This is a genomic window from Ruegeria sp. CE8, from assembly GCF_056537465.1.
In genome coordinates this window covers 208,717-231,287 of record NZ_JBQFRP010000005.1, presented here as the reverse complement: position 1 = coordinate 231,287, position 22,571 = coordinate 208,717, and the positions used below count along the sequence as shown (strand labels likewise).

23 protein-coding genes and 1 riboswitch are annotated in these 22,571 nt (G+C 58.1%); of the genes, 19 read left to right on the top strand and 4 right to left on the bottom strand.

The features are described from left to right. Positions 1 to 891, bottom strand: a complete 891-nt coding sequence (locus ACR0AA_RS11150; protein ID WP_480662992.1) for a LysR family transcriptional regulator — start codon at positions 889 to 891, stop codon at positions 1 to 3. Between the two features lie 86 nt (positions 892 to 977). Between ACR0AA_RS11150 and ACR0AA_RS11145 the strand changes: the two genes are divergently transcribed. Further along, positions 978 to 1,775 carry a phytanoyl-CoA dioxygenase family protein gene (locus tag ACR0AA_RS11145; protein ID WP_480662994.1) on the top strand — a complete coding sequence of 266 codons (798 nt, stop codon included), beginning with the start codon at positions 978 to 980 and terminating at the stop codon, positions 1,773 to 1,775. A gap of 29 nt (positions 1,776 to 1,804) precedes the next feature. Here the strand turns inward: ACR0AA_RS11145 and ACR0AA_RS11140 are convergent, their stop codons facing one another. Continuing rightward, complete coding sequence (locus tag ACR0AA_RS11140) at positions 1,805 to 2,668, bottom strand: glycosyltransferase family protein (RefSeq protein WP_480756062.1); 864 nt, start codon at positions 2,666 to 2,668, stop codon at positions 1,805 to 1,807. A gap of 120 nt (positions 2,669 to 2,788) precedes the next feature. On the opposite strand from ACR0AA_RS11140, the gene miaB reads away from it, so the two are divergent. The 10 genes from miaB to ACR0AA_RS11090 all read left to right on the top strand — a co-directional run bounded on the left by miaB (position 2,789) and on the right by ACR0AA_RS11090 (position 13,315). After that, positions 2,789 to 4,108: a tRNA (N6-isopentenyl adenosine(37)-C2)-methylthiotransferase MiaB gene (gene miaB, locus ACR0AA_RS11135; protein ID WP_480756060.1), complete on the top strand. Its 1,320-nt coding sequence runs from the start codon at positions 2,789 to 2,791 to the stop codon at positions 4,106 to 4,108. Positions 4,109 to 4,288: 180 nt separating this feature from the next. Further along, positions 4,289 to 5,053, top strand: a complete 765-nt coding sequence (locus tag ACR0AA_RS11130) for an outer membrane protein (RefSeq protein ID WP_480663000.1) — start codon at positions 4,289 to 4,291, stop codon at positions 5,051 to 5,053. Between the two features lie 154 nt (positions 5,054 to 5,207). Next, the gene (locus ACR0AA_RS11125; RefSeq protein WP_480756058.1) at positions 5,208 to 6,230 is read left to right on the top strand and encodes a PhoH family protein; all 1,023 of its coding nucleotides are present in this window, start codon (positions 5,208 to 5,210) and stop codon (positions 6,228 to 6,230) included. Positions 6,231 to 6,269: 39 nt separating this feature from the next. Next, on the top strand, positions 6,270 to 6,767 hold the full coding sequence (gene ybeY / locus ACR0AA_RS11120) for an rRNA maturation RNase YbeY (protein WP_480663004.1): 498 nt from the start codon (positions 6,270 to 6,272) through the stop codon (positions 6,765 to 6,767). A 32-nt stretch (positions 6,768 to 6,799) separates the two neighbouring features. Beyond that, positions 6,800 to 7,687 carry a hemolysin family protein gene (locus ACR0AA_RS11115; RefSeq protein WP_480663006.1) on the top strand — a complete coding sequence of 296 codons (888 nt, stop codon included), beginning with the start codon at positions 6,800 to 6,802 and terminating at the stop codon, positions 7,685 to 7,687. After that, positions 7,684 to 9,180 (top strand): apolipoprotein N-acyltransferase, encoded by a 1,497-nt coding sequence (lnt, locus tag ACR0AA_RS11110; protein ID WP_480663008.1) that lies wholly within the window; start codon positions 7,684 to 7,686, stop codon positions 9,178 to 9,180. Before ACR0AA_RS11115 ends, lnt begins: the two co-directional genes overlap by 4 nt. A gap of 42 nt (positions 9,181 to 9,222) precedes the next feature. After that, a riboswitch (SAM-SAH riboswitch) is annotated at positions 9,223 to 9,271 on the top strand. Between the two features lie 5 nt (positions 9,272 to 9,276). Further along, positions 9,277 to 10,458 (top strand): methionine adenosyltransferase, encoded by a 1,182-nt coding sequence (gene metK, locus ACR0AA_RS11105; RefSeq protein WP_480663009.1) that lies wholly within the window; start codon positions 9,277 to 9,279, stop codon positions 10,456 to 10,458. A 92-nt stretch (positions 10,459 to 10,550) separates the two neighbouring features. Further along, on the top strand, positions 10,551 to 11,261 hold the full coding sequence (gene trmB, locus ACR0AA_RS11100; protein WP_480663011.1) for a tRNA (guanine(46)-N(7))-methyltransferase TrmB: 711 nt from the start codon (positions 10,551 to 10,553) through the stop codon (positions 11,259 to 11,261). A gap of 69 nt (positions 11,262 to 11,330) precedes the next feature. Beyond that, complete coding sequence (gene aroA, locus ACR0AA_RS11095; RefSeq protein WP_480663013.1) at positions 11,331 to 12,689, top strand: 3-phosphoshikimate 1-carboxyvinyltransferase; 1,359 nt, start codon at positions 11,331 to 11,333, stop codon at positions 12,687 to 12,689. A gap of 8 nt (positions 12,690 to 12,697) precedes the next feature. Beyond that, complete coding sequence (locus ACR0AA_RS11090) at positions 12,698 to 13,315, top strand: (d)CMP kinase (RefSeq protein ID WP_480663015.1); 618 nt, start codon at positions 12,698 to 12,700, stop codon at positions 13,313 to 13,315. A 30-nt stretch (positions 13,316 to 13,345) separates the two neighbouring features. Here ACR0AA_RS11090 and ACR0AA_RS11085 read toward each other — a convergent pair whose 3' ends face one another. Next, positions 13,346 to 13,825: a YHS domain-containing (seleno)protein gene (locus ACR0AA_RS11085; protein WP_480663018.1), complete on the bottom strand. Its 480-nt coding sequence runs from the start codon at positions 13,823 to 13,825 to the stop codon at positions 13,346 to 13,348. A gap of 218 nt (positions 13,826 to 14,043) precedes the next feature. Between ACR0AA_RS11085 and ACR0AA_RS11080 the strand changes: the two genes are divergently transcribed. Both ACR0AA_RS11080 and ACR0AA_RS11075 read left to right on the top strand, forming a co-directional pair. Continuing rightward, the gene (locus ACR0AA_RS11080) at positions 14,044 to 14,568 is read left to right on the top strand and encodes a hypothetical protein (RefSeq protein ID WP_480663020.1); all 525 of its coding nucleotides are present in this window, start codon (positions 14,044 to 14,046) and stop codon (positions 14,566 to 14,568) included. 176 nt (positions 14,569 to 14,744) lie between these two features. Further along, positions 14,745 to 16,430, top strand: coding sequence for a tryptophan halogenase family protein (locus ACR0AA_RS11075; RefSeq protein ID WP_480663022.1), 1,686 nt, complete (start codon positions 14,745 to 14,747; stop codon positions 16,428 to 16,430). Positions 16,431 to 16,704: 274 nt separating this feature from the next. Here ACR0AA_RS11075 and ACR0AA_RS11070 read toward each other — a convergent pair whose 3' ends face one another. Next, positions 16,705 to 18,180: a sulfatase family protein gene (locus ACR0AA_RS11070; protein ID WP_480663024.1), complete on the bottom strand. Its 1,476-nt coding sequence runs from the start codon at positions 18,178 to 18,180 to the stop codon at positions 16,705 to 16,707. Between the two features lie 226 nt (positions 18,181 to 18,406). On the opposite strand from ACR0AA_RS11070, the gene ACR0AA_RS11065 reads away from it, so the two are divergent. The 6 genes from ACR0AA_RS11065 (at position 18,407) to ACR0AA_RS11040 (ending at position 22,570) form a co-directional block, all read left to right on the top strand. Then, positions 18,407 to 18,700 carry a DUF6525 family protein gene (locus tag ACR0AA_RS11065; protein WP_480663026.1) on the top strand — a complete coding sequence of 98 codons (294 nt, stop codon included), beginning with the start codon at positions 18,407 to 18,409 and terminating at the stop codon, positions 18,698 to 18,700. A 248-nt stretch (positions 18,701 to 18,948) separates the two neighbouring features. Further along, complete coding sequence (gene rpsA, locus ACR0AA_RS11060) at positions 18,949 to 20,625, top strand: 30S ribosomal protein S1 (RefSeq protein ID WP_039532111.1); 1,677 nt, start codon at positions 18,949 to 18,951, stop codon at positions 20,623 to 20,625. A 271-nt stretch (positions 20,626 to 20,896) separates the two neighbouring features. Continuing rightward, a complete protein-coding gene (gene ihfB, locus ACR0AA_RS11055; protein ID WP_037310872.1) occupies positions 20,897 to 21,181 on the top strand; it encodes an integration host factor subunit beta in 285 nt (94 codons plus the stop codon). 6 nt (positions 21,182 to 21,187) lie between these two features. Further along, complete coding sequence (locus ACR0AA_RS11050) at positions 21,188 to 21,538, top strand: lipopolysaccharide assembly protein LapA domain-containing protein (protein WP_480663400.1); 351 nt, start codon at positions 21,188 to 21,190, stop codon at positions 21,536 to 21,538. Positions 21,539 to 21,547: 9 nt separating this feature from the next. Continuing rightward, positions 21,548 to 22,189 carry a phosphoribosylanthranilate isomerase gene (locus ACR0AA_RS11045; protein ID WP_480663029.1) on the top strand — a complete coding sequence of 214 codons (642 nt, stop codon included), beginning with the start codon at positions 21,548 to 21,550 and terminating at the stop codon, positions 22,187 to 22,189. A 45-nt stretch (positions 22,190 to 22,234) separates the two neighbouring features. Beyond that, positions 22,235 to 22,570, top strand: coding sequence for a DUF3291 domain-containing protein (locus ACR0AA_RS11040; RefSeq protein WP_480663031.1), 336 nt, complete (start codon positions 22,235 to 22,237; stop codon positions 22,568 to 22,570). The last annotated feature ends 1 nt before the right edge of the window (position 22,571 follow it).

The window sequence follows — 22,571 nt, the reverse complement described above, 5'->3', positions numbered from 1 at the left end:
TCAACTCAAAAGGTCCGTCAGAATGTGTCCTGCTACCGCCGTGTTCGGGTCTGCGGGGCCGGTTCCATGGCGTGCCAGCACCACGGGTTCCGCCGCGATCTGATCCGATACCGGACGGCTGACCAGAGGCATTCCATCATAGCTGAAGGCAGACGGGGGATTGGCGTAGCTGATCGCAATACCCTCGTGATGAGCGGCCAGACTGCGTTGGATTTCCAGCGAAGCCGCGCGATGTGCCACCGAAGGTCTCAACCCGATCTGTCGGAAAAGCCCCAATACGTGCTGTGCCGAAAGCCCCTCGTTCGACAGAATCAGTGGAAAGGTGGCCAACTCATCCAACGATACGGATGACACGCCAGCCAAAGGGTGGTCGGGGGCCATGATGGCGTTGGGCAGACTGGTAAACAGGGTGGTTTGCTGAAACGCTGCATCCATACTCAAGCCATAGGTCAGCGCCAGATCGATCTGCCCATCGATCAGGCCAGAGATCAGACCTTCGAACCCATCCACCTTGTAGGCCAAGGCCAAATCAGGAAGCGCCGCGCGCAGCTGACGCACGGCGCTTGCAAGGAAAAACGGGGCCAGATCGACGAAACAGCCCAGCCGCAGCTGCGCCTTGGTCGCGCTGAACTGATCCGCTTTTTCCAGCCGGGCTGCGTTGGTCAGGAGGGTTTCGGCGTCTTCAATGAAACTGCGCCCCTGAGGCGTAAGCGCCATGGATGCCCCGCGTTTTCGTGTGAATAGCGGATAGCCGATGTGCGATTCGACGCGTGTCAGGGCGGTGGACAATGCCGGTTGCGACACGTTCAGCTGCTGCGCTGCGGCAGACAAGCTTCCGAAACGGCCGATTGCGCAGACATATTCGTACTGGCGAAGCGAGATATATAACATGAAATTAAATCTAACTTAGAAAGATATTATTTGAACAGAGGGGTCATCCATGCGCAGATCGGCTTACCACCGGCACGGAGACACACATGACGCACCCCCTCGTTACACAAGAGATGATCGACACCTATCAACAGGACGGCGTGGTTCTGATCAAAGGGCTGTTTGCCGATCACGTTGAAACCCTGCGCGAGGGGGTTGCCGCGAACATGGCCGAGCCCGGGCCTTATGCGTCGGAGAACAAGAAAGAGGGTGAAACAGGCCGGTTCTTCGACGACTATTGCAACTGGTCCCGAATCGAACAATTTCAGACGGTTATTCAGGATTCACCTGCGGCAGAAGTCGCGGCAGATCTGATGCAGTCCCAGACAGTTCAGATGTTCCACGACCATGTCTTGGTCAAAGAGCCCGGCACCTCGATGGCGACGCCATGGCATCAGGATGGCCCGTATTACTTTGTGGAAGGGCAGCAGACGATCAGCTTCTGGTCTCCGCTTGACCCGGTAAAGCAGGCCACACTGCGCTGCGTCGCCGGTTCGCACCGGTGGGAGAAAGAAGTCCTGCCGACGCGCTGGGTTTCGGAAGAGGGGTTCTTTGCGGACGAGGGTCAGTACATTCCCGTTCCGGACCCGGACGCCGAGGGGATGAAGGTCGTGGAGTTCGAAATGGAACCGGGTGACGCGGTCGCCTTCAACTATCGCACTTTGCACGGCGCTCGGGGCAATCAATCAACCAGCCGTCGCCGCGCATTCTCGTTGCGTTTGGTCGGTGACGATGTGCGCTATGTCGAACGCCCCGGGCGCACGTCTCCGCCGTTTCCCGGGCATGACATGGAACCCGGCCAACGCCTGCGCGAGGACTGGTTTCCGGTGTTGCTACGGCGTTGAAAAAAGCGGAAACGCAAAAAATGGGCGGGTCAGAACCACTGGCCCGTTTCAATCACTCCCAGTTCAAGCAACTGCTTCGACGACCATTCAAACGGGATTGAATTGCGCCAGCGGAAGGTTGGAATATCGAAGGTGGACCCTGCGTTTGTTTTCAGCGCCTTCGCCGCCCGGAATGAGCAGATCGCCGCTGTCAGATTGTGATGCCACGGGCAGGAATACGTGTTGTATTCCGCCTCGTTGAACGTGTGATCGGGCCGCAGCGACAATCCCTTTTGGGATTTGAAGAGTGAGATACGATCAATCCGGCGGCTTTGTGGGGGGACGTGCTCCTCGAATCGCCAGCGCAGCCCGCCGGACATGTCCAATTGGCGTTCGACCGGGTGCTTCTGCGAATCAAGCCGCGCCTGTGCAAAATAGCCGGTGCGGTCCAACATCGCGCGATCAGGTGAGACGCCGTTCGGAAATTCGTTCAGATCATCTGCATACAGATCGATGACGTGGCTCAGCATCGAGTCCCGGCGTTCTTCGGTATGGAAGGCCAGCATTTCGCCCACGGAGCGCGACTCGCAGAAGGGAAAGAACAGGTACTCCGCGTTATAGCAGTAATACATCCAAAAACCGGGGGCTGCTTGGATGACCTTGTTTATGGTCTCGAAAACAACAGTCCGGGGCGCGCAGGTCAGGGTGACGCGATGAATCCGGTCCGCAAGTTCGGGGTCCACCCCAAACTCTTGTGGCATGAACGCAATCAGGGATTTGAACCCCAGCCTTAGGTGGTGGCGGATGGTGCTGTCGATTTCGACATCATCCTCGACAAAAATCAGCGCTACGGGCCCTTTGGCCAAAGCTGCATTGCCTGTTTGCAGGAAACTGTCGAAGGATTCGTATCGCATTGCCTGTCCGCTGCTGCCTTGCTGGAGTTTCGGGCCAAAATCGGGTAATCGCGTCGCCATTGCAAGCGGCGTTCGTTGGGTATAGACGACGCCGATCCCGCGAATGCAAAGGCCGTTTTCATGTCAGAACCCAAAAAGCTGTACATCAAGACCTATGGTTGCCAGATGAACGTCTACGACAGCGAGCGTATGGCGGAAACGCTGGGCGGGCAGGGGTACGTGGAAACAAAAAGCCCGGATGACGCGGATATGATTCTGCTGAACACCTGCCACATTCGGGAAAAAGCGGCTGAAAAGATCTATTCCGAGCTTGGTCGGTTCAAGGGCCTGAAAAGCGAAAAGCCTGATCTGAAGATCGGCGTCGCGGGATGCGTCGCGCAGGCCGAGGGCGAAGAGATCATGCGCCGCCAGCCAATGGTGGACCTGGTTGTTGGCCCGCAAAGCTATCACCGTCTGCCCGAGATGGAGGCGAAGACGCGCACAGGCGCCAAGGCGCTGGACACCGATTTCCCCGAAGAGGACAAGTTCGAGAAACTCAAAGGCCGTCCCAAGGCCAAGCGCGGACCGACTGCCTTTCTGACGGTGCAGGAAGGCTGCGACAAGTTCTGTGCCTTCTGCGTGGTACCCTACACGCGCGGGGCCGAGGTCAGCCGCCCCGCAGATCGCATCCTGCGCGAGGCGAACGAATTGGTTGAACGCGGAGTACGTGAAATCACGCTGCTGGGGCAGAACGTCAACGCATATCACGGGGCGGGCCCCAACGGCGATATGACACTGGCCGGTTTGATCTGGGAGTTGAACAAGGTCGACGGGCTGGAGCGCATCCGGTTCACCACCTCGCACCCCAATGACATGGCGGACGATCTGATCGATGCGCACGGGACCTGTGAGAAACTGATGCCGTACCTGCACCTGCCGGTTCAATCAGGTTCGGATCGTATTCTCAAGCGGATGAACCGCAGCCACACCGCCGAAAGCTATCTGCGCCTGATCGAGCGAATTCGCGCCGCGCGCCCCGATATCGTGATGTCCGGCGACTTTATCGTCGGCTTCCCCGAGGAGACCGAAGAAGACTTTCAGGCCACCATGGATTTGGTGGAAGAGGTCAAATACGGCTACGCGTATTCGTTCAAGTATTCGACGCGCCCTGGCACGCCGGCGGCCGAAAGGTCTCAGGTTGATCCTGAGGCGGCGGATGACCGCCTGCAGCGTCTTCAGGCCCTGATCACGCGTCACCAGCGTGAAATTCAGGATGCGATGGTTGGTCGAAACGTCAAAGTCCTATTCGAAAAGACAGGCCGCCTTCCAGGGCAGATGGTTGGAAAATCCGAGTATCTTCATTCGGTTCACGTGTCCGACGCCGATCTCGCGGTGGGCGAACTTCGGGATGTTCGGATCACGGGGTCAGGCGCGAACTCGCTTGCGGGAGAATTGGTTTGACGCGGCCTTTATGCGCTGTTTGGAAACCATACTGACCTGTTAATTCCAAATTTACCCTTGATTTATGACTTGGAACTATGTTCCGAGAAAAATCAGGTTTTTAGGGGCCTGGGGTTCTGGGCCTTTAAAAGCCCATTTCTGCGCCGACCGGTTCAACAGGTCGGGCAATGGAGGGTACGAGTGAAGATTGTGAAGCGTTCCGTTGAATTGTTTGTCAAAACCACCCTGTCGACCGCGATCGCCTTTATGGTTTTTCCCGGTGTGACTGTAGCCGGCAATCTGGATCAGGGGGTTTCTGACCCGCCCGTGGTCAGCCCCAAACGGATCGGTTCGGACGTCAAGGCATTTTATCTTGGTGTTACAGGCGGATACGCTATAGGCGGCGACGATAGGTTCGGTCTGAATGCGTCGGGCAGCACGTCGGAAGTGGGCGAACTGGACCTGAGCGGCTCCTATGGCGGCTTACGCGGCGGTTGGCGCGGCGTTTTGCCTGCAAAGGGCGGGCGTGATTATGTTTACGGGTTTGAACTTGGGTACGAGTTCGGCTCGATTGACGATGAAGTCACCAATCAAATCAACGGAGAGACTGTTACAGGTACCTCCGAGGTTTCTGACGTTTTCTCAATACGGCTTCGCAATGGTTTGACCAACAAAAGCGGCACAGTTTTGTACTATGTTTCCGCCGGTTACGTGAACGGGGACATTTCGACCAAAAGCAGCCAGACATCCGGAGGAAACACTCAATTTTTCCAAGATAGCGGTCGGCGCAGCGGGTTTTCCGCAAGCATCGGGGCCGAGCATAATCTGAGCGAAAACTGGTCGATTACGGGTGAGTACGAATATGTGCAATTCAGCTCGGAAGACGTCGAGTTTTCCAATGGTACGTCTACCAAGTCGACACCGCGATACCGTGGTTTGAAGCTGGGCCTGAACTACAGGTTCTGACTTCTGGTTTGGAATGACGGCGCATCCCTCAAGGGATTGTGTCCCGTCTTGTGGGCGGTTTTACCATCCGCCGCGGAAAAAATGAATCTGTGGCTTGCGCCCACCAAGATTTCTTGTCTACGCTCAAGGTGAAACGCCAAGACAGGAGAGCGGATTGGCCATCGGTGCCCTTACCCCACCGCAAGATGAAATGCCTCAGCGCGAAGCGTTTGTTGAGTTTCCAGACAATCGATTGTTAATAGACCTTTGCGGCGAATATGATCGCAACCTGACGGAAATCGAGCAAAAGCTCTCCGTTCAGATTGTGCGCCGCGGGAATCAGCTGGCTGTCATGGGTGACGAAGACGCCCAAAAACAGGCCATTGAGGTCCTGCAGGCCCTATACACCCGTCTGGAGGGCGGTCGAGATGTCGAAGCGGCCGATGTGGACCGTGAGTTGCGGATGGGTGGCTCGGAAACGGGCACCGGCAGCCGCGACGGTGATCAGCTTGAGATGTTCAAGGGCGGCGCGGTCGAAATCAAGACACGCAAGAAACTGGTCGAGCCGCGCACAGATGCGCAAAAAGCTTACGTCCAGTCCCTGTTCAACAACGAACTGGCCTTTGGGATCGGTCCCGCCGGCACCGGCAAGACTTACCTTGCCGTCGCTGTCGGTGTGTCGATGTTCATCGGTGGTCATGTGGACCGGATCATCCTCAGTCGCCCCGCCGTCGAGGCTGGGGAGAAGCTGGGCTATCTGCCGGGCGACATGAAGGACAAGGTCGATCCCTACATGCAGCCGCTCTACGACGCGCTGAACGACTTTCTGCCCGGCAAACAACTGGCCAAGCTGATTGAAGAAAAGCGAATCGAAATCGCTCCGCTGGCCTTTATGCGCGGGCGTACGCTGGCAAATGCGTTTGTCGTATTGGATGAAGCGCAAAACGCCACGACAATGCAGATGAAGATGTTCCTGACGCGATTGGGCGAAGGCAGCCGTATGGTGATCACCGGCGACCGCTCGCAGGTTGATTTGCCGCGCGGCGTTCAATCCGGATTGGCGGATGCAGAGCGTTTGTTGAAAACGATCCCGAATATCAGCTTCAACTACTTCACGTCCAATGATGTCGTGCGCCACCCGCTTGTGGCGGCCATTATCGAAGCGTATGAAGCCGACTCGGGCCGCGAGACAGCATAGTCACCGGGGTCCACTTGATAGGGCCCTGGGCACGATGAAATGAACCTGGAAGTTACGATAGAAGATGCGCGGTGGCAGCGGCTTGAGCCATTGGCCACGCGCGCGATTCAGGCTGTATTGGACTATTCCGGTCTGGATGACGACCTTTGCGAGATCAGTCTGCTTGGCTGCGATGACGCTCGGATCGCGGAACTGAATGCCGAGTTTCGCGACAAGATCGCTCCAACCAATGTGCTCAGCTGGCCAGCCGAGGATCTGGCGGCCGAAGTTGCGGGTCAACCACCGGCAAAGCCAGCACCTGATTTTACCGGCGAGATGCCGCTGGGCGACATTGCGATTTCCTTCGATACCTGCGCGCGCGAGGCGTCCGAGGCCGGTAAATCCATAGACGATCACGTCACGCATCTGATCATTCACGGAACGTTGCACTTGCTGGGTTATGATCACATTCGTGACCCCGACGCCACTTTGATGGAGGGGGTCGAGGTCGAGATACTTGGCAAATTGGGTATCGATGACCCATATAGTATGTCATAGGGCCCCAGCGGCCGATTAATTGGAACAGGAATATGGGCGATACAGACGGCAGTTCTATGGCGGCGCAGGGCGCGCAACCGAAGAACAGCGGTGAAAATTTTGGCGAGAAAGCCGGTTTCTTTTCTCGAATAGTGGACGCGCTCTCATCGCAAAGCGTTGAAGAGGTTGGCGCGGCCAATGGACATGAGGTCGACAAGGTGCAGCCCCGTGGCATGATCAACCTTCGGCGGATGCGGGTCGAGGATGTCGCCATTCCGACAGCAGAAATCGTGTCCGTGCCTTCAACCATCAGCAAGGACGAACTGGCTCAGCTCTTCCGCGAGAGCGGGCTGTCCCGAATCCCGGTTTACGAGGGGACGCTGGATACGCCATTGGGATTTGTCCACCTCAAGGACTTTGCACTGACCCATGGCTTCAACGGCACGTCTTCGGAATTCGATCTGGTGTCGATGCTGCGCACCCTACTGTTCGTGCCGCCTTCGATGCCGATTGGTGTTCTGCTGACCAAAATGCAGACCGAACGTCGGCACATGGCGCTGGTGATTGACGAATATGGCGGCGTTGACGGGTTGGTGACGATCGAGGATCTCATTGAACAGGTGGTCGGTGAAATTGCCGATGAGCACGATGCGGACGAAGATCAGCTTTGGATTCAGGACAAACCCGGCTGCTATATTGTGCAGGCGCGCGTTCCGCTTGAAGAGTTTGAGGCCGAGATCGAGCGCTCTCTGACCAGCCACGAAGATGTGGACGAGGAAGAGATCGATACACTGGGTGGTCTTGTCTTCATGCTGTCCGGTCGCGTTCCTGCCCGAGGCGAAGTCGTATTGCACCCGGAAGGCCCTGAGTTCGAAGTAATCGACGCCGACCCTCGTCGGATCAAGCGTCTGCGTGTCATGTTGCCGGATCGCGTTGAATGAACCCTGCAAAGGGCTGGCCATTTTGGCTGAGGTTCTTACTTGCTGCTGCGCTGGGCGCGGTGGCGGCGTTCGGGCTGGCTCCGTTTGGTATGTGGCCAGCGACCGTGGTCGCTTTGATCCTGCTGTACCCGCTGTTTCTGACAACCGAGACGCGGATGCAGGCAGCCTGGCTGGGTTGGGCCTTTGCGACCGGGTACTTCGCGCACGCGCTTAGCTGGATTGTCGAGCCATTCTTTGTCGACGCAGAGCGGCACGCGTGGATGGCCCCCTTTGCTCTGACGTTCATGGCAGGCGGCCTCGCGCTGTTTTGGGCGCTCGCCTTCTGGGCAGCGCGTCGTCCGGACGGTCAGGCGAAAGCGCAGGCCGTTTTTCTGGGCATCTCAATCTCGTTATTCGAGCTTGCCCGAGGTTATGTTCTGACCGGGTTTCCCTGGGCCGGGTTGGCGCAAGTTTGGGTGGACACGCCGGTGGCGCAACTCTTGTCCCTGATCGGGCCGTACGGTTTGGGTGCGGTGACGATGCTGGCCACACTGCCATTGGGCGCCGCGCTTTCGCAGCGTGGGGGCTTTGCGTTGCCTTTGTGCTTGACGGTCGGGACCGCCGGTTTGGCGCTTGCGTACGCAGCTACGCGTCCGGACGTTCGCGAAACAGATCATGTCGTCCGCCTGATCCAGCCAAACGCGCCTCAGCACCAAAAATGGGACCCCGAATTCGCCCCGCTGTTCTTTACCCGTCAGGTCGAGTTCACGGCGTCGGCCCCCCGGCCCGATCTGATTGTCTGGCCGGAAACTTCGGTGCCTGCGTGGCTGGGCAGCGCTCAGCCGTATTTGGCGGCGGTCACCGATGCAGCGCAGGGCACGCCCGTTTTTCTGGGTATCCAGAGGGGAGAGGGGCCGCGCATATACAATTCGATGATCTATCTGAACGAGGATGGTCAGCAACAGGGTCTTTATGACAAGCATCACCTCGCGCCGTTTGGGGAGTATGTCCCGTTCGGTGATGTCATGGCCCGGTTCGGCATCTACGGAATGGCCGCGACCACAGGCAACGGTTTCTCCGCCGGTCCCGGCGCGGCGCTGATGGATGCCGGACAGCTGGGAAAGGCTCTGCCGTTAATCTGTTATGAGGCCGTATTTACGCAGGATGTTCTGTCGGCCCCCGACCGGGCAGATTTCCTGTTGCAGATCACCAATGACGCTTGGTTTGGAACCCGGTCCGGTCCCTATCAGCACTTGGCGCAGGCCCAGATGCGAGCGATTGAGCAAGGCCTGCCGATGATGCGTTCGGCGAACACCGGTGTTTCGGCAATGATTGATCCATTGGGGCGCATAACCGAAGCATTGCCTTTGGGTCAGGCTGGGTTCATCGACGCAAACCTGCCGGGGCCCATGGCCTCGACGGTGTATTCGCGCATGGGGGATATGCCGATCTTTGTCGTGTTGCTGGTGTTCTTCGCTCTGTTTTGGCGCAACGCACGAAAGCAGCAGGGATAGTTTCGCATTGACCCTTTGTTTCAAGGGGCGTATTCCGTCGCTTGCCCGTCACAACGGCTTCCTGGCGTGATGGGGAAATCTTAATGGAGCACTTTCATGTCGCGACAGAACTACACATTTACTTCGGAGTCTGTTTCCGAAGGGCACCCGGATAAGGTTTGCGACCGGATTTCCGATGCCGTCCTTGACGCATTTCTGAACGAAGAACCCGAAGCGCGCGTTGCGTGCGAAACCTTTGCCACGACCGATCGCGTCGTCATCGGTGGAGAAGTAGGTCTGTCTGATCAGGAAAAGCTGCACGACTATATGGGCCGTATCGATGAGATCGCGCGCGCCTGTATCAAGGATATCGGCTATGAGCAGGACAAATTTCACCACGAAACCGTCGAGGTGACAAACCTGTTGCACGAGCAGTCCGCCCATATCGCGCAGGGCGTGGACGCGTCCGAGGACAAGGACGAAGGTGCCGGCGACCAAGGTATCATGTTCGGTTACGCCACCACCGAAACCCCCGCGCTGATGCCAGCGCCGATCCAGTACTCGCACGCGATCCTTCGCCGTCTGGCCGAAGTTCGTAAGAGCGGCGCAGAACCCGCGCTGGGTCCGGACGCGAAATCCCAGCTTTCGGTTATCTACCGTGATGGTAAACCAGTGGGCGTCAGCTCGATCGTTTTGTCGACGCAGCACCTGGACGAAACGCTGACCTCGAAAGACATTCGCGGCATCGTCGAACCTTACATCGCCGAAACGCTGCCCGAAGGCTGGCTGACCAGCGAGACCGAATGGCACGTCAATCCGACGGGCAAGTTCGTTATCGGTGGACCCGACGGTGATGCTGGCCTGACGGGGCGCAAGATCATCGTTGACACTTATGGTGGCGCGGCCCCGCATGGCGGCGGCGCGTTCTCGGGCAAAGATCCGACCAAGGTCGACCGCTCGGCTGCTTACGCTGCGCGCTATCTGGCCAAGAACGTCGTTGCTGCGGGGATGGCGGAACGCTGCACGATCCAGCTGAGCTATGCGATCGGCGTGTCCAAACCTTTGTCTATTTATGCGGATACGCATGGAACAGGGCAGGTTGCGGATGTCGAGATCGAAAAGGCCGTCGGCCAGGTGATGGACCTAACCCCGCGCGGTATCCGGCAGCACCTGCAGCTGAACAAGCCGATCTACCAGCGCACCGCTGCGTATGGCCATTTCGGCCGCGAACCCGATGCGGATGGCGGCTTTAGCTGGGAACGCACCGATCTGGCCGATGCGCTAAAAGCGGCGGTCTGATCCGAAGTAATCGAAGCGCGCCCTAACCGGCGCGCTTTTTCGTTCTGGCGCCGGGGTTGCAACACTTGGACCTGCGCAGTATGGGCACCGCCATGAGCACCCAGACACCAAAACGCCCCCGCAGAAACTTCTATGGCCGCTTTAAGGGCAAGACACTGAAGCAGAGTCAAAAGACGTATCTGAACGAAGATCTCGATGCCCTGTCGCCGGGCGCGGTCGATTGGGAAACCAACCCTGAACGTCACCCGCTGGACCTGGACGCGCTGTTCGGCGGCAAGGATGTCTGGCTTGAGGTTGGCTTCGGCGGTGGCGAGCATCTGGTGCATCAGGCTGCCAGCAATCCCGATATCGGCATTATTGGGGCCGAACCCTACATCAACGGCGTCGCCATGCTCTTGGGCAAGATTCGTCAGGCTGGGGTCGAAAATCTGGCCGTCCATCCCGGTGATGCGCGCGATCTGTTCGACGTATTGCCCGAGGCCAGCATCTCGCGCGCTTTTCTGTTGTACCCGGATCCGTGGCCAAAAACCCGCCACCATCGTCGCCGTTTCGTGACGCAGGAACACCTGGAGCCGCTGGCCCGCGCCTTGAAGCCGGGCTCGATTTTCCGCGTGGCGACCGACATTCCAGATTATGTGCGCCAGACGCTGGAAGAGGTGCCGCGCGCCGGGTTCGAATGGCTGGCCGAGCGCCCCTCGGACTGGCGAGAGCCGTGGGAAGACTGGATTTCCACCCGTTACGAGCAGAAGGCTCTGCGTGAAGGCCGTACGCCACATTATCTGACCTTCCGCCGCAAAGGTTGATTGCGGCTGGACCAAGCGGCCCCAATTCGCTAATCGGCTTGAGCACTGATAGCGAAAACAGGAGCCCCCATGTCCGGACACGGCACGCCCATCCCGATGACCTCGCATCCCTGCGGCCCGTTGACCGGCACGGCAGAGGTGCCCGGTGACAAATCGATCTCGCACCGGTCGCTGATCCTGGGCGCGATGGCAGTAGGCGAGACAAAGATCTCGGGACTGTTGGAGGGCGAGGATGTTCTGGACACCGCAAAGGCCATGCGCGCCTTTGGGGCCGAAGTCACCGATCACGGTGGCGGTGAATGGACTGTGAATGGTGTGGGCGTCGGTGGATTTGCCGAGCCGGACCAAGTGATCGACTGCGGAAACTCCGGTACTGGTGTGCGTCTGATCATGGGCGCTATGGCGACCTGCCCGATCACGGCGACTTTTACCGGTGATGCCAGCCTGAACAAACGCCCAATGGCGCGTGTCACCGACCCGCTGGCGTTATTTGGAACGCAATCGGTGGGCCGTTCCGGTGGGCGTTTGCCAATGACCATCGTTGGTGCGGTCGATCCGGTTCCGGTCCGCTATGAGGTGCCTGTGCCCTCGGCGCAGGTTAAATCCGCTGTGCTGCTGGCCGGTTTGAACGCACCGGGCAAAACGGTTGTGATCGAGAAAGAAGCCACCCGCGACCATTCCGAACGTATGCTGGCGGGCTTCGGTGCCGAGATCACGGTCGAGGATACCGATGAGGGCCGGGTGATCACCCTGACCGGACGCCCAGAGCTGAAACCGCAGGTCATCGCAGTCCCGCGCGATCCGTCCAGCGCGGCGTTTCCGGTCTGCGCGGCGCTCATCACGCCCGGTTCGGACGTGCTGGTGCCGGGCATCGGCCTTAACCCGACCCGTGCAGGTCTGTTCACCACGTTGCGTGAGATGGGCGCGGACCTGACTTATGAGAATGAGCGCGAAGAGGGAGGAGAGCCCGTCGCCGACCTGCGCGCAAAGTACTCGCCCAATATGAAGGGCATCAACGTGCCGCCGGAACGGGCGGCTTCGATGATCGACGAATATCCGGTTCTGTCCGTAATCGCGGCGAATGCCACCGGCACCACGATGATGGGCGGTGTGAAAGAATTGCGCGTCAAGGAAAGCGACCGGATCGACGCGATGGCTCGCGGGTTGCGCGCCAATGGCGTGACCGTGGACGAAGGCGAAGAATGGTGGTCCGTCGAGGGGCTGGGTATCGGCAACGTCCCGGGTGGCGGCACTTGTGAGAGCTTTCTGGACCACCGCATTGCCATGTCGTTCATGATTCTGGGCATGGGTGCCAAGAAGGGCGTTACCGTTGATGATGCTGGTCCGATCGCCACCTCCTTCCCGATTTTTGAACCGCTGATGGCCACTTTGGGTGCACAATTGCAGCGCAACAATCGTCCGGTTTAATGTCTGGCATGCCCTTCACAGTCGCCATTGACGGCCCTGCCGCAGCAGGAAAAGGAACGATCTCCAAAGCGGTCGCGGCGCAGTTCGGGTTTGCCCATCTGGACACCGGTCTGTTGTACCGGGCCGTCGGGCGCCGGACCCTGCAAGGCATGGAGCCTATTGTTGCGGCGCAGGCTCTTACACCCGAAGAGCTGGAGCAGGGCGATCTGCGCACGGCAGAAATCGCTCAGGCGGCGTCCAGGGTCGCCGTCATCCCCGAGGTTCGGGCCGCTCTGATTGAATTCCAACGGGCCTTTGCGCGTCGAACGGGGGGGGCGGTATTGGATGGCCGCGATATCGGTACGGTTATCTGCCCCGAGGCAGAGGTGAAACTGTTCGTTACTGCCAGCCCCAAGGTTCGGGCCGAGCGCCGTTTCCTTGAACTCGCCGCAAAGGGCAGTGATGTTACGCGGGATCAGGTGTTGTCAGATGTCCGTGAACGCGACGCGCGCGATGCAGAACGCAGCACCGCTCCGATGAAACCGGCTGAAGACGCCGTACTGCTGGACACTTCGGACCTGAGCATCGAGGACGCCTTGGCCAAAGCTGTTGAGATCGTTGAAAATGCAAGGCCCGCGAACCTTTGATATCGCGAGCCTTGGCTGGGGGAGCCCAGACTACAGTTCTCCGACAGCGATGTTTTTGATCTTCGACCACTGATCATCAGCGGTTTGTGATGTCGCTGCTACGTTCTCAAGAAACGCAGCACGTGTTTCCGCGTTCAGGAACAGGTAGAGTTTACCATCTGCAACCAAGTACTGATCCGGGTCGCCGTCGAACTTCTTGCCCACGGACACGCCAAAGGAACAGAATCCGCCATGCTGCGGCAAGTAAGCCGCTGGGTTGGCTTCGAACGCTTCGCGGTTGGTGGCACTGGTAAAGTAGTATGATGCGCCGTCAAACGTCGCGGAATGGGTCGCAAATCCTTCAACGGGATTGCCGTCGTTGACCAGCGCCACAAGATCGACGCCATGCGCGGCCAGCGGCGCGCCAGCGGCGGAAATGCCGTTTGAAACATTGATCTCATCCGCCGCAAAAGCCGGAGCGGCAACAAGCGGCAAGGTCGCGATCAGGGTGGTCAGAACCAGGGATTTCATTGTGTTTTCCTTTCCTGTGCAGGTTCGGGCCGGCGGGTCTGCCAGCCGCTGAACCAAAGCTAGGTGCGGGGTTCTGAACGAGCTATCGCAGCAAGCCCCAAGTATCTTGCAGATCGTTCAAAGCTGTAGGTGGGCTGGAAATACTCTTCACCAAGCTTTGTTTGGTCAGGTTCGCTGTCGGTTCCTATTGTCGAATTGTAGCCTGCAGGAGCGATGCCATGATCCGACTAGCCTTATTGCTATTTTTCCTTGCCGGAAGTCTGGCGGCCCAGGAGGCCAAGGAACCCGAACCACCGATGACATATGAACGTCTGGGCAAGATCCTCTTTGCGCTTGATCCCGAGGCGCAGCCGTTCGGGCCGGGGTTCGAGTTGAAGGTGTCGGATGTTACGGTGCTGGTTGTCACAGACATCAACGCTGACAGGATGCGGGCGATGGTGGCGGTCAGCAGCGCCGGTGAATTGTCGTCCGAGGATCTGAGGCGTGTAATGCAGGCAAATTTCGACAGTACGCTGGATGCGCGCTACGCGATCGCCAATGGCACCTTGTGGGCTGCCTTCATTCACCCGTTGTCTCGACTGAACAAAGAGCAATTGATCTCGGGGCTGGCCCAGACCGTGAATATCGCAAGGACTTACGGTACCCTGTATTCCAGCGGTGCGGCGGAATTTGGCGGCGGTGACAGCCATGATCTGCAGCGTGAACTGATTGAAGAACTTCTGAAAAAAGGCGAGGAGATCTGAGTGTCACTTGGAATTCGCCCTTTTTTGCTGCCAAAACGGCCGTTGCGTCACAGACCCTAGATGGATGCCAGAAAGCTGCTATAGTCTCTTATTAGCTAAAAGGGAAAGCTGCTCAAAAAGCCTAAAAAAGGGCAGGCAGCTACATAATCCCTAAAGCCAACAGGGACAGAAAAAACATGAACAATCGTTTGAGTAAAATCACCATCGTTGGTGGTGGAACGGCGGGTTGGATGACCGCGCTGATTCTGGACATGGTGTTTTCACGCACTTCAGCAACCAAGGATCGCCCGCGCATCTGCCTGATCGAAAGCCCCAATATCTCGACCGTGGGAGTCGGCGAGGCCACAGTGCCGCGTATGCCGGTCACGCTCCGTCAGGCGGGCATTTCAGAGCGGGATTTTTTCCGTGAAACTAACGCGTCATTCAAACTGGGCGTGAAGTTTTGCAATTGGAACAAGGATGCCAAGGGTAATCGCATCGACTATGTGAACCCGTTTGCCCACGGCCAATTGTTGGAAGGCTTGGAGGCCGCCGAGTATTTCCTGCGCTTCGGCAATGGAGATCGGGACTATACGCAGTCCATCTCGCCGCACGATGATCTTGCCCGCCTGTGCAAGGGCGCACGGCAGTTGGGGCAGCCTGAGTTTGAGCAGCGGTTCGGCTATGCCTATCATCTGGATGCAGTGAAGTTCGCAGGTATGCTGACAACGGTCTGCACCAAGCGCGGCGTGGAGCACATCCAGGACGAGGTGAAATCGGTTGAATTGGATGAGCAAGGCAACGTCAGCCATCTGATGCTCGAGCGTAAAGGCCGTCACGATATCGAGATGGTGATCGATTGCACCGGGTTCCGCGGGTTGATCATCAATCAGGCTCTGGGCGAGCCATTCATGGATTACTCGGAGTACCTGCCGAATGATCGCGCAATGGCGTTGCAGATTGAACACCCTGATCCCGAGAAGATCGAAAGCGTCACGCGGTCTACCGCGCTGGGCGCAGGTTGGACATGGCGTGTGCCGCTCTACAACCGTGTGGGCACGGGCTATGTGTATTCGTCCGCGCATCGGACGGACGATCAGGCGGCGGATGAATACCTTGAATGGCTGGGCGACAGCGGGAAAGGACTTACGCCGCGTGTGATCCCGATGCGCGTCGGTCGCGTGCGCAACGCCTGGGTCAAGAACTGTTTGGCAATTGGTCTGTCTGGCGGGTTTATCGAGCCACTTGAGAGTACCGCGATCCATATGATTGATCATGCGGTGCGCTGGTTCGCCGAGCACCTGCCGACGCGAGATATCGAGCCGTCGTTGCGGTCGAGATATAACCGGCAGATGAATAAGCTCTATGATGAGGTTCTGGACTTTATCTGTCTGCATTATCGCCTGGGCAATCGCACGGATGATCAATACTGGATCGACGCGCGCACCGAGATGAAGTTGCCGGATCGATTGGCCGAGAACCTGGAGTTGTGGCAGCACCGCCTGCCGATGGAGCACGACATCGAGTTCGCAACGCTGTTCAATTTCCGTGTTTATCAGACGGTTCTTTTGGGCAAGCAGGTCTATGATACCGGCTATGGAACCGGCATCCGCGACCGTCTTCGGCCTTTAAAAAGGCCGATTTGGTTCCAGTGGTGGAAGGGCGCAAAAGTGGACCTTGCGCAGATACTCAAATCAATGCCGGATCACAAAACGCTGCTGCGTGATATACGAGGAGAACTGGAGCGACCAGCCTTCAAAAAAATGGCGGCGGCGAAGCCGACGGTGGCGATGCCGGGCGCAGCACCGGCACCTCTTGTGATCCAGAACATGCCGAACCTTGCAGAAATTCAAAGCGGCGCGAAGGATCTTCAACTGTTCTAGAGGTTTTTTGCGCTCATTGCGGGAACCATTTGAAACGAGGAAGAAGGGCGGGGCTTCAAGCCTCGGCCTTCAGGGCGATCAAAGGGGTGGCAAATAGATCAAGGCGGCGCGTTGAAACGCTGTCCCCCTGTGGGCGATCGTTGAGCCGTACGCGGGCCGTGAATACCGCTCAGGTCAATGACGAACACTTTTCCGGAGGTAGAGCGCAGTTGAGCGGTAGTGACAACAACGACCTGCCACGTGCTTTGATCAACGAACTCCTAAGAAAATTGAGCTAGAGCGCCGGGCCTTCACGCAGCTTGTCCTGCTCGGACGGCGTGGGCGTGTGATTGAAAACGAAGGCCGTGCGGCAGGCTTCTTCTCCACCCAACTCCTCGATCTTTTTGCGCTGATCAGCAAAGGCGCGGGCGTTGACCTCTTCAGGATCGCAGATTTCACGCAGGCGCCGTTCTCCTTCGATCAACGCTGCTTGGATGATCGGATCATTCACCCCATCCAGCGCGCGATTGATTTGCTCATGCGGATCGGCGACCAAATCGAACAATTGTGGGGGCTGGCCGACATAGTAGACGTATTTCCAGTTGCCCCACCGCACCATGAAACTGCCGGTTTTTGATCCTCCGTCGTGGTACTCACTGAAACCAGTCCGGTTCGGGTCGTCCGGCGCATTGGCCAAGTCCAACAAAGAGAGGCCGGGCTGAGTGGCATTGGCCTTATCGTCTGACACACCGCAGACGTCCCGGGCCGTCGCCGCAATATCCGTCAAGTTCGTGCATGTGGTGACATGCCGACCCGCCGGAATGCCGGGGCCCGCCATGATCATTGGAACACCTGCGCTGGCCTCGTACATGACCTGCTTGGTCCAGAACCCTTGGTCGCCCATCATGTCACCGTGGTCCGACACATAGATTACCACTGTATTCTCGGCCTGACCGCTGTCGGACAGCGCCTTTAGAATACGCCCGACGCAATCGTCCATAAGCGATGTCAGGCCATAGTAGGCTGCCTTGGCTTCACGCATCTTCTGTTCGTCAAAATAGTCATCGTAGTTGAAGAACGAGGCGATGTTGCGCAGTTCCTCGTGGTCAGGCAGACCATTGCCGTAGCCAATGGGCAAGTCCATCTCGGCGGGATCATACAGGTCGTACCATTCCTTGGGGCAGGTCAGCGGATAGTGCGGACTGACAAGGGAAACGAATGCAGCCCACGGTTGGTCCTGACGCGCGGGGTCAGCGAGCCACGCCTCGGACGCAGCAGTGATGTCCAGATCGTAGTCGGTATATGTGCTGGAACCCACGCCGACATCTCCGGCCAATTCAGCGGCTGAGTCGTAGGCGGGTGGGTTTTCACGAAGCAATCCTACCGCCCAGCCGACGCCGCCAACCACATGCATTGGAAGGATCTCTTGGCTGAATCCGTTGTCGTCCTCGACCGAGCGGAAGTGCAGTTTGCCAATTGATGCCACCTCACGCCCGGCGCTCCGCAACTGTCGCATCCAGCTGCGTGGCTCTCCGTTGTACGGTGTCGCGCTGTCCCAGTTACCTGTCGTGTGCACCCAGTCACCGGTCGCCAGCGCCGCCCGCGTAGGTACGCACATGGGCGAGGGCGTGTAGGCGGAGTCAAACATTGTGCCACGTGCGGCCAGCGCGTCCAGGTTCGGCGTTTTGACGATCGGGTGGCCAGCGCAGCCCATCGCGTCTTTGCGGTGTTCATCCGAGATAATGACGAGAAAGTTTGTGTGCTGGCTCATTGGGTCCTCCGCTCGTACCAAAGGTTTGCCAGAAGGGCCCGACTTTCTGTTCGATATACGACACGGGTCGTCGGAAATAGCCATTGTCATCAGGGTAATTGGGGTGCCCGGTCGCCGGTTGCGCTTCAAATTATTAGATGTAATAACATACCAAATCGAAAGCAAAGTACGGCAATAGATTTCAGGGCAGAAATCTGGTTGTTGGGGCAATCCTCTGAGGCAGGCAGTGGCTGATCGTAGAAAGACACGAAATTTGCGTAGCCAGATCAAGCGGCGCAGGCGAGTTGGTTCGCCGATGAAGGCCTATGACGCATTGCCTGCCGAATTGCGGCAATGGCTTTCTTCGGCTTGCTTGCCCTGGAGTCCAAAGTCGGCCCTGCGCATTTGGAACAAGGCAGGCGGAACACATAACCCTTCTGCGGCCTGTGCCCGTCTGAATGCGATTGAGCATTCCATGCTGAGGCGGGACGCAGGGGTGTGGGGCACAGGAGGCGGAACTGACGGGCCGGATCGCATCTAAGGGGGTTCAGGCCCCGTATTTTAAGGCTTTCCTCTTGCACCCGTCGGAGATTCCGCCTATACGCGCGCTGTCAACACAAGGGCGGTCAACGTCCGGATGGCGTATCTGAGCAGGGCCGGGAAACCTCGGCCCTTTGTGTTTGTTTGCTCAGGGGCGCGCCGGGTCACGCCTGAAGACATCATGAAACAAGACCGGCGGAGACAACCGCTCGGCCAGCAAAAACGTACTGTAAAGGAAAACAACGCCACATGGCTAACGCATCCATGGAGGAATTCGAAGCCCTCCTGAACGAAAGCTTCGAAATGGACACACCCGAAGAGGGTTCTGTTGTCAAAGGTAAGGTTCTGGCGATCGAAGCCGGCCAAGCCATCATCGACGTAGGCTACAAAATGGAAGGCCGCGTTGATCTGAAAGAATTCGCAAATCCCGGCGAAGCCCCTGAAATCGCTGTTGGTGACGAGGTAGAAGTTTACCTGCGCGCCGCAGAAAACGCCCGTGGCGAAGCCGTCATCTCGCGTGAGATGGCCCGCCGTGAAGAGGCATGGGACCGTCTGGAAAAAGCATATGCCGACGACCAGCGCGTCGAAGGTGCAATCTTTGGTCGCGTCAAAGGTGGCTTCACCGTCGATCTGGGTGGCGCAGTTGCGTTCCTGCCCGGCTCGCAGGTTGACGTTCGCCCTGTGCGCGATGCTGGCCCGCTGATGGGTCTGAAGCAGCCGTTCCAGATTCTGAAAATGGACCGCCGCCGTGGCAACATCGTTGTTTCGCGCCGGGCAATCCTGGAAGAATCGCGTGCCGAACAGCGTGCCGAAGTCATCGGCAACCTGTCCGAAGGTCAGACCGTCGAGGGTGTTGTCAAGAACATCACCGAATACGGTGCATTCGTTGACTTGGGCGGCGTTGACGGCCTGCTGCACGTCACCGACATGGCATGGCGCCGTGTGAACCACCCGTCCGAGATCCTGACGATCGGCGAAACCATCAAGGTTCAGGTCATCAAGATCAACAAAGAGACCCACCGCATCAGCCTGGGCATGAAGCAGCTGCAGGAAGATCCGTGGGATCTGGTTGCTGCCAAGTACCCGCTGGGCTCGGTCCATCAGGGTCGCGTCACCAACATCACCGACTACGGCGCGTTCGTCGAGCTGGAAGCCGGTGTCGAAGGTCTGGTGCACGTGTCCGAGATGTCCTGGACCAAGAAAAACGTCCACCCCGGCAAGATCGTTTCGACCAGCCAGGAAGTCGACGTCATGGTTCTGGAAATCGACGGCGCCAAGCGTCGCGTGTCTCTGGGCCTGAAGCAGACTCAGCGCAACCCATGGGAAGTGTTTGCAGAAACACACCCCGAGGGCACCGAGGTCGAAGGCGAAGTCAAGAACATCACCGAATTCGGTCTGTTCATTGGCCTCGAAGGCGACATCGACGGCATGGTTCACCTGTCGGACCTGTCCTGGGACGAGCGTGGCGAGGATGCGATCCAGAACTACCGCAAAGGCGACATGGTTTCGGCCGTTGTCTCGGAAGTTGACGTGGAAAAAGAGCGTATCTCGCTGTCGATCAAAGCCCTGGGCGGTGACAAGTTCGCCGAGGCCGTGGGCGGCGTGAAGCGTGGCTCGGTCATCACCGTTGAAGTGACCGCGATCGAAGATGGCGGCATCGAGGTCGAATACGAAGGCATGAAGTCGTTCATCCGTCGTTCGGACCTGTCGCGTGACCGTGCTGAGCAGCGCCCCGAGCGTTTCTCGGTCGGTGACAAGGTCGACGTCCGCGTCACCAACGTCGACAGCAAGACCCGTCGTCTGGGCCTGTCGATCAAGGCACGCGAGATCGCCGAAGAGAAAGAGGCCGTGGAACAGTACGGTTCTTCCGACTCAGGCGCCTCGCTGGGCGATATCCTGGGCGCAGCGCTGAAATCCGGCGACTAAGCCGGGGCAGCAGTCCTAGCCGAATTTACGGCCCCGCGCAGACGCGCGGGGCCGTTTTTGTTGCGAATCAATATGTTCCAATTTTTGGGCTTATTCCGGCTGTCGTTCATGCTTTTGGCGCAGAAATTGCGCGAACAGGCGAAAAATCGCGCGAATTTGCTGTAAAATGAAGGCTTTGCACACAGAGTTTACGTTCCCCCGAACTCGGTTTTTTCCTATACTGTCCAGAACACTAGACATGGTTAACCGGTCGCCTGGGAGGGTAACGCACATGATCCGTTCAGAACTGATTCAGAAAATCGCCGACGAGAACCCGCATCTCTATCAGCGTGACGTCGAGCGGATCGTGAATACCGTGTTCGAAGAAGTAACCGACGCCATGGCGCGCGGTGACCGTGTCGAACTGCGCGGCTTCGGTGCATTTTCCGTGAAACAAAGGGATGCGCGCGTGGGCCGCAACCCAAGAACTGGCGAAACCGTTCAGGTTGAAGAAAAATGTGTTCCGTTTTTCAAAACTGGCAAGTTGCTACGGGACCGTTTGAACGGTAAAGCCTAGGCTATGATGCGCTACCTTCGATATGCTTTCTTGGCGGTCCTTGGGATCGCCCTTGTGTCGATCTCGCTGGCCAACCGCCAGATTGTCGAACTGAAATTGATGCCGGATGCCCTTGCCGAAATGCTGGGGTTCAACTTTGCTACCTCCTTGCCCTTGTTCCTGGTGGTGCTGGGCGGTGTGGTCGCCGGGCTGGTCATCGGGTTCCTGTGGGAATGGCTGCGCGAGCATAAGCACCGCCGTGACGCTTCGGCCAAAACCGGCGAGGTGCGCAAGCTTGAGCGTGAGGTCAAGAAGCTCAAGAAGAAGCAGAGCGAAGGTCAGGATGAAGTTCTGGCCCTGCTGGACGAAGCCAGCTGAGGCACTTCAATGCCAGATGTAGCAGTCAAAATCTGCGGGTTGACCGCGCCTGATCACGTGCGTGCCGCGGCTGAGGCCGGCGCGCGCTATGTCGGCTTTGTGTTCTTCCCCAAATCTCCCCGGCATTTGGAAATCGACGCGGCAGCAAAGCTGGCGCAACTGGTGCCCGCGGGAATCGCCAAGGTTGCCTTGACCGTGAATGCCTCGGATGAAGAGCTGGATAACATCCTGGCCAGTGTCCCTTTGGACATGCTTCAACTGCACGGAAAAGAAACACCAGCGCGGGTTTCGGACGTGCGCGAAAGGTTTGGCCTGCCGGTGATGAAGGCGGTCGGTATTGCCGAGGCCGAAGACCTGAGCGCGATTGATCTGTATTCCGAAGTGGCCGATCAGTTGCTGATCGACGCGAAACCGCCGCGCACCTCAGAATTGCCGGGGGGCAACGGCTTGGCGTTTGACTGGCGTCTGTTGGCGGGCAGGAAGTACTGGCAGCGGCCGTGGATGCTGGCCGGAGGGTTGACGCCGGAAAACGTCGCGGAAGCGATCCGTATGACCGGCGCGAAACAGGTTGATGTCTCTTCAGGGGTGGAAAGTTCTCCGGGAGTTAAAGACCTCATTAAGATTCGGGAATTTTTATCCGCCGCCCGTTGATCTGTCCGACTGGTTCCCCCGTATATAGCTGTGGGAGGGATGGATATGCTCGCAGCGATCGGCGGGGTTACCCTAAAACATTGGTACAATGCGCCCGAGTTCTTTTGGCGTGCCGGGCAAGCGTTGAAGCAGGCGCAAGGCGATCCCTTGTGTGAACATGCGCAGCTGTTCCCGCACAATGGGCTCTATTTTTCGCTCAGTGTCTGGCAGGATGTCGAGGCGATGCTGACCTTTGCCCATTCGGGTCCTCATCGGCGCGTTTTGGAAGTGTCGGACCGATTATCGGTCACGCATGAGTTCCAACACTTTTCATGCATCGCAGTTCCAACGCAAGAACAGGCGCTGCGGATTTGGAAGCATCGGTATCAGCCTGCGGAATGAT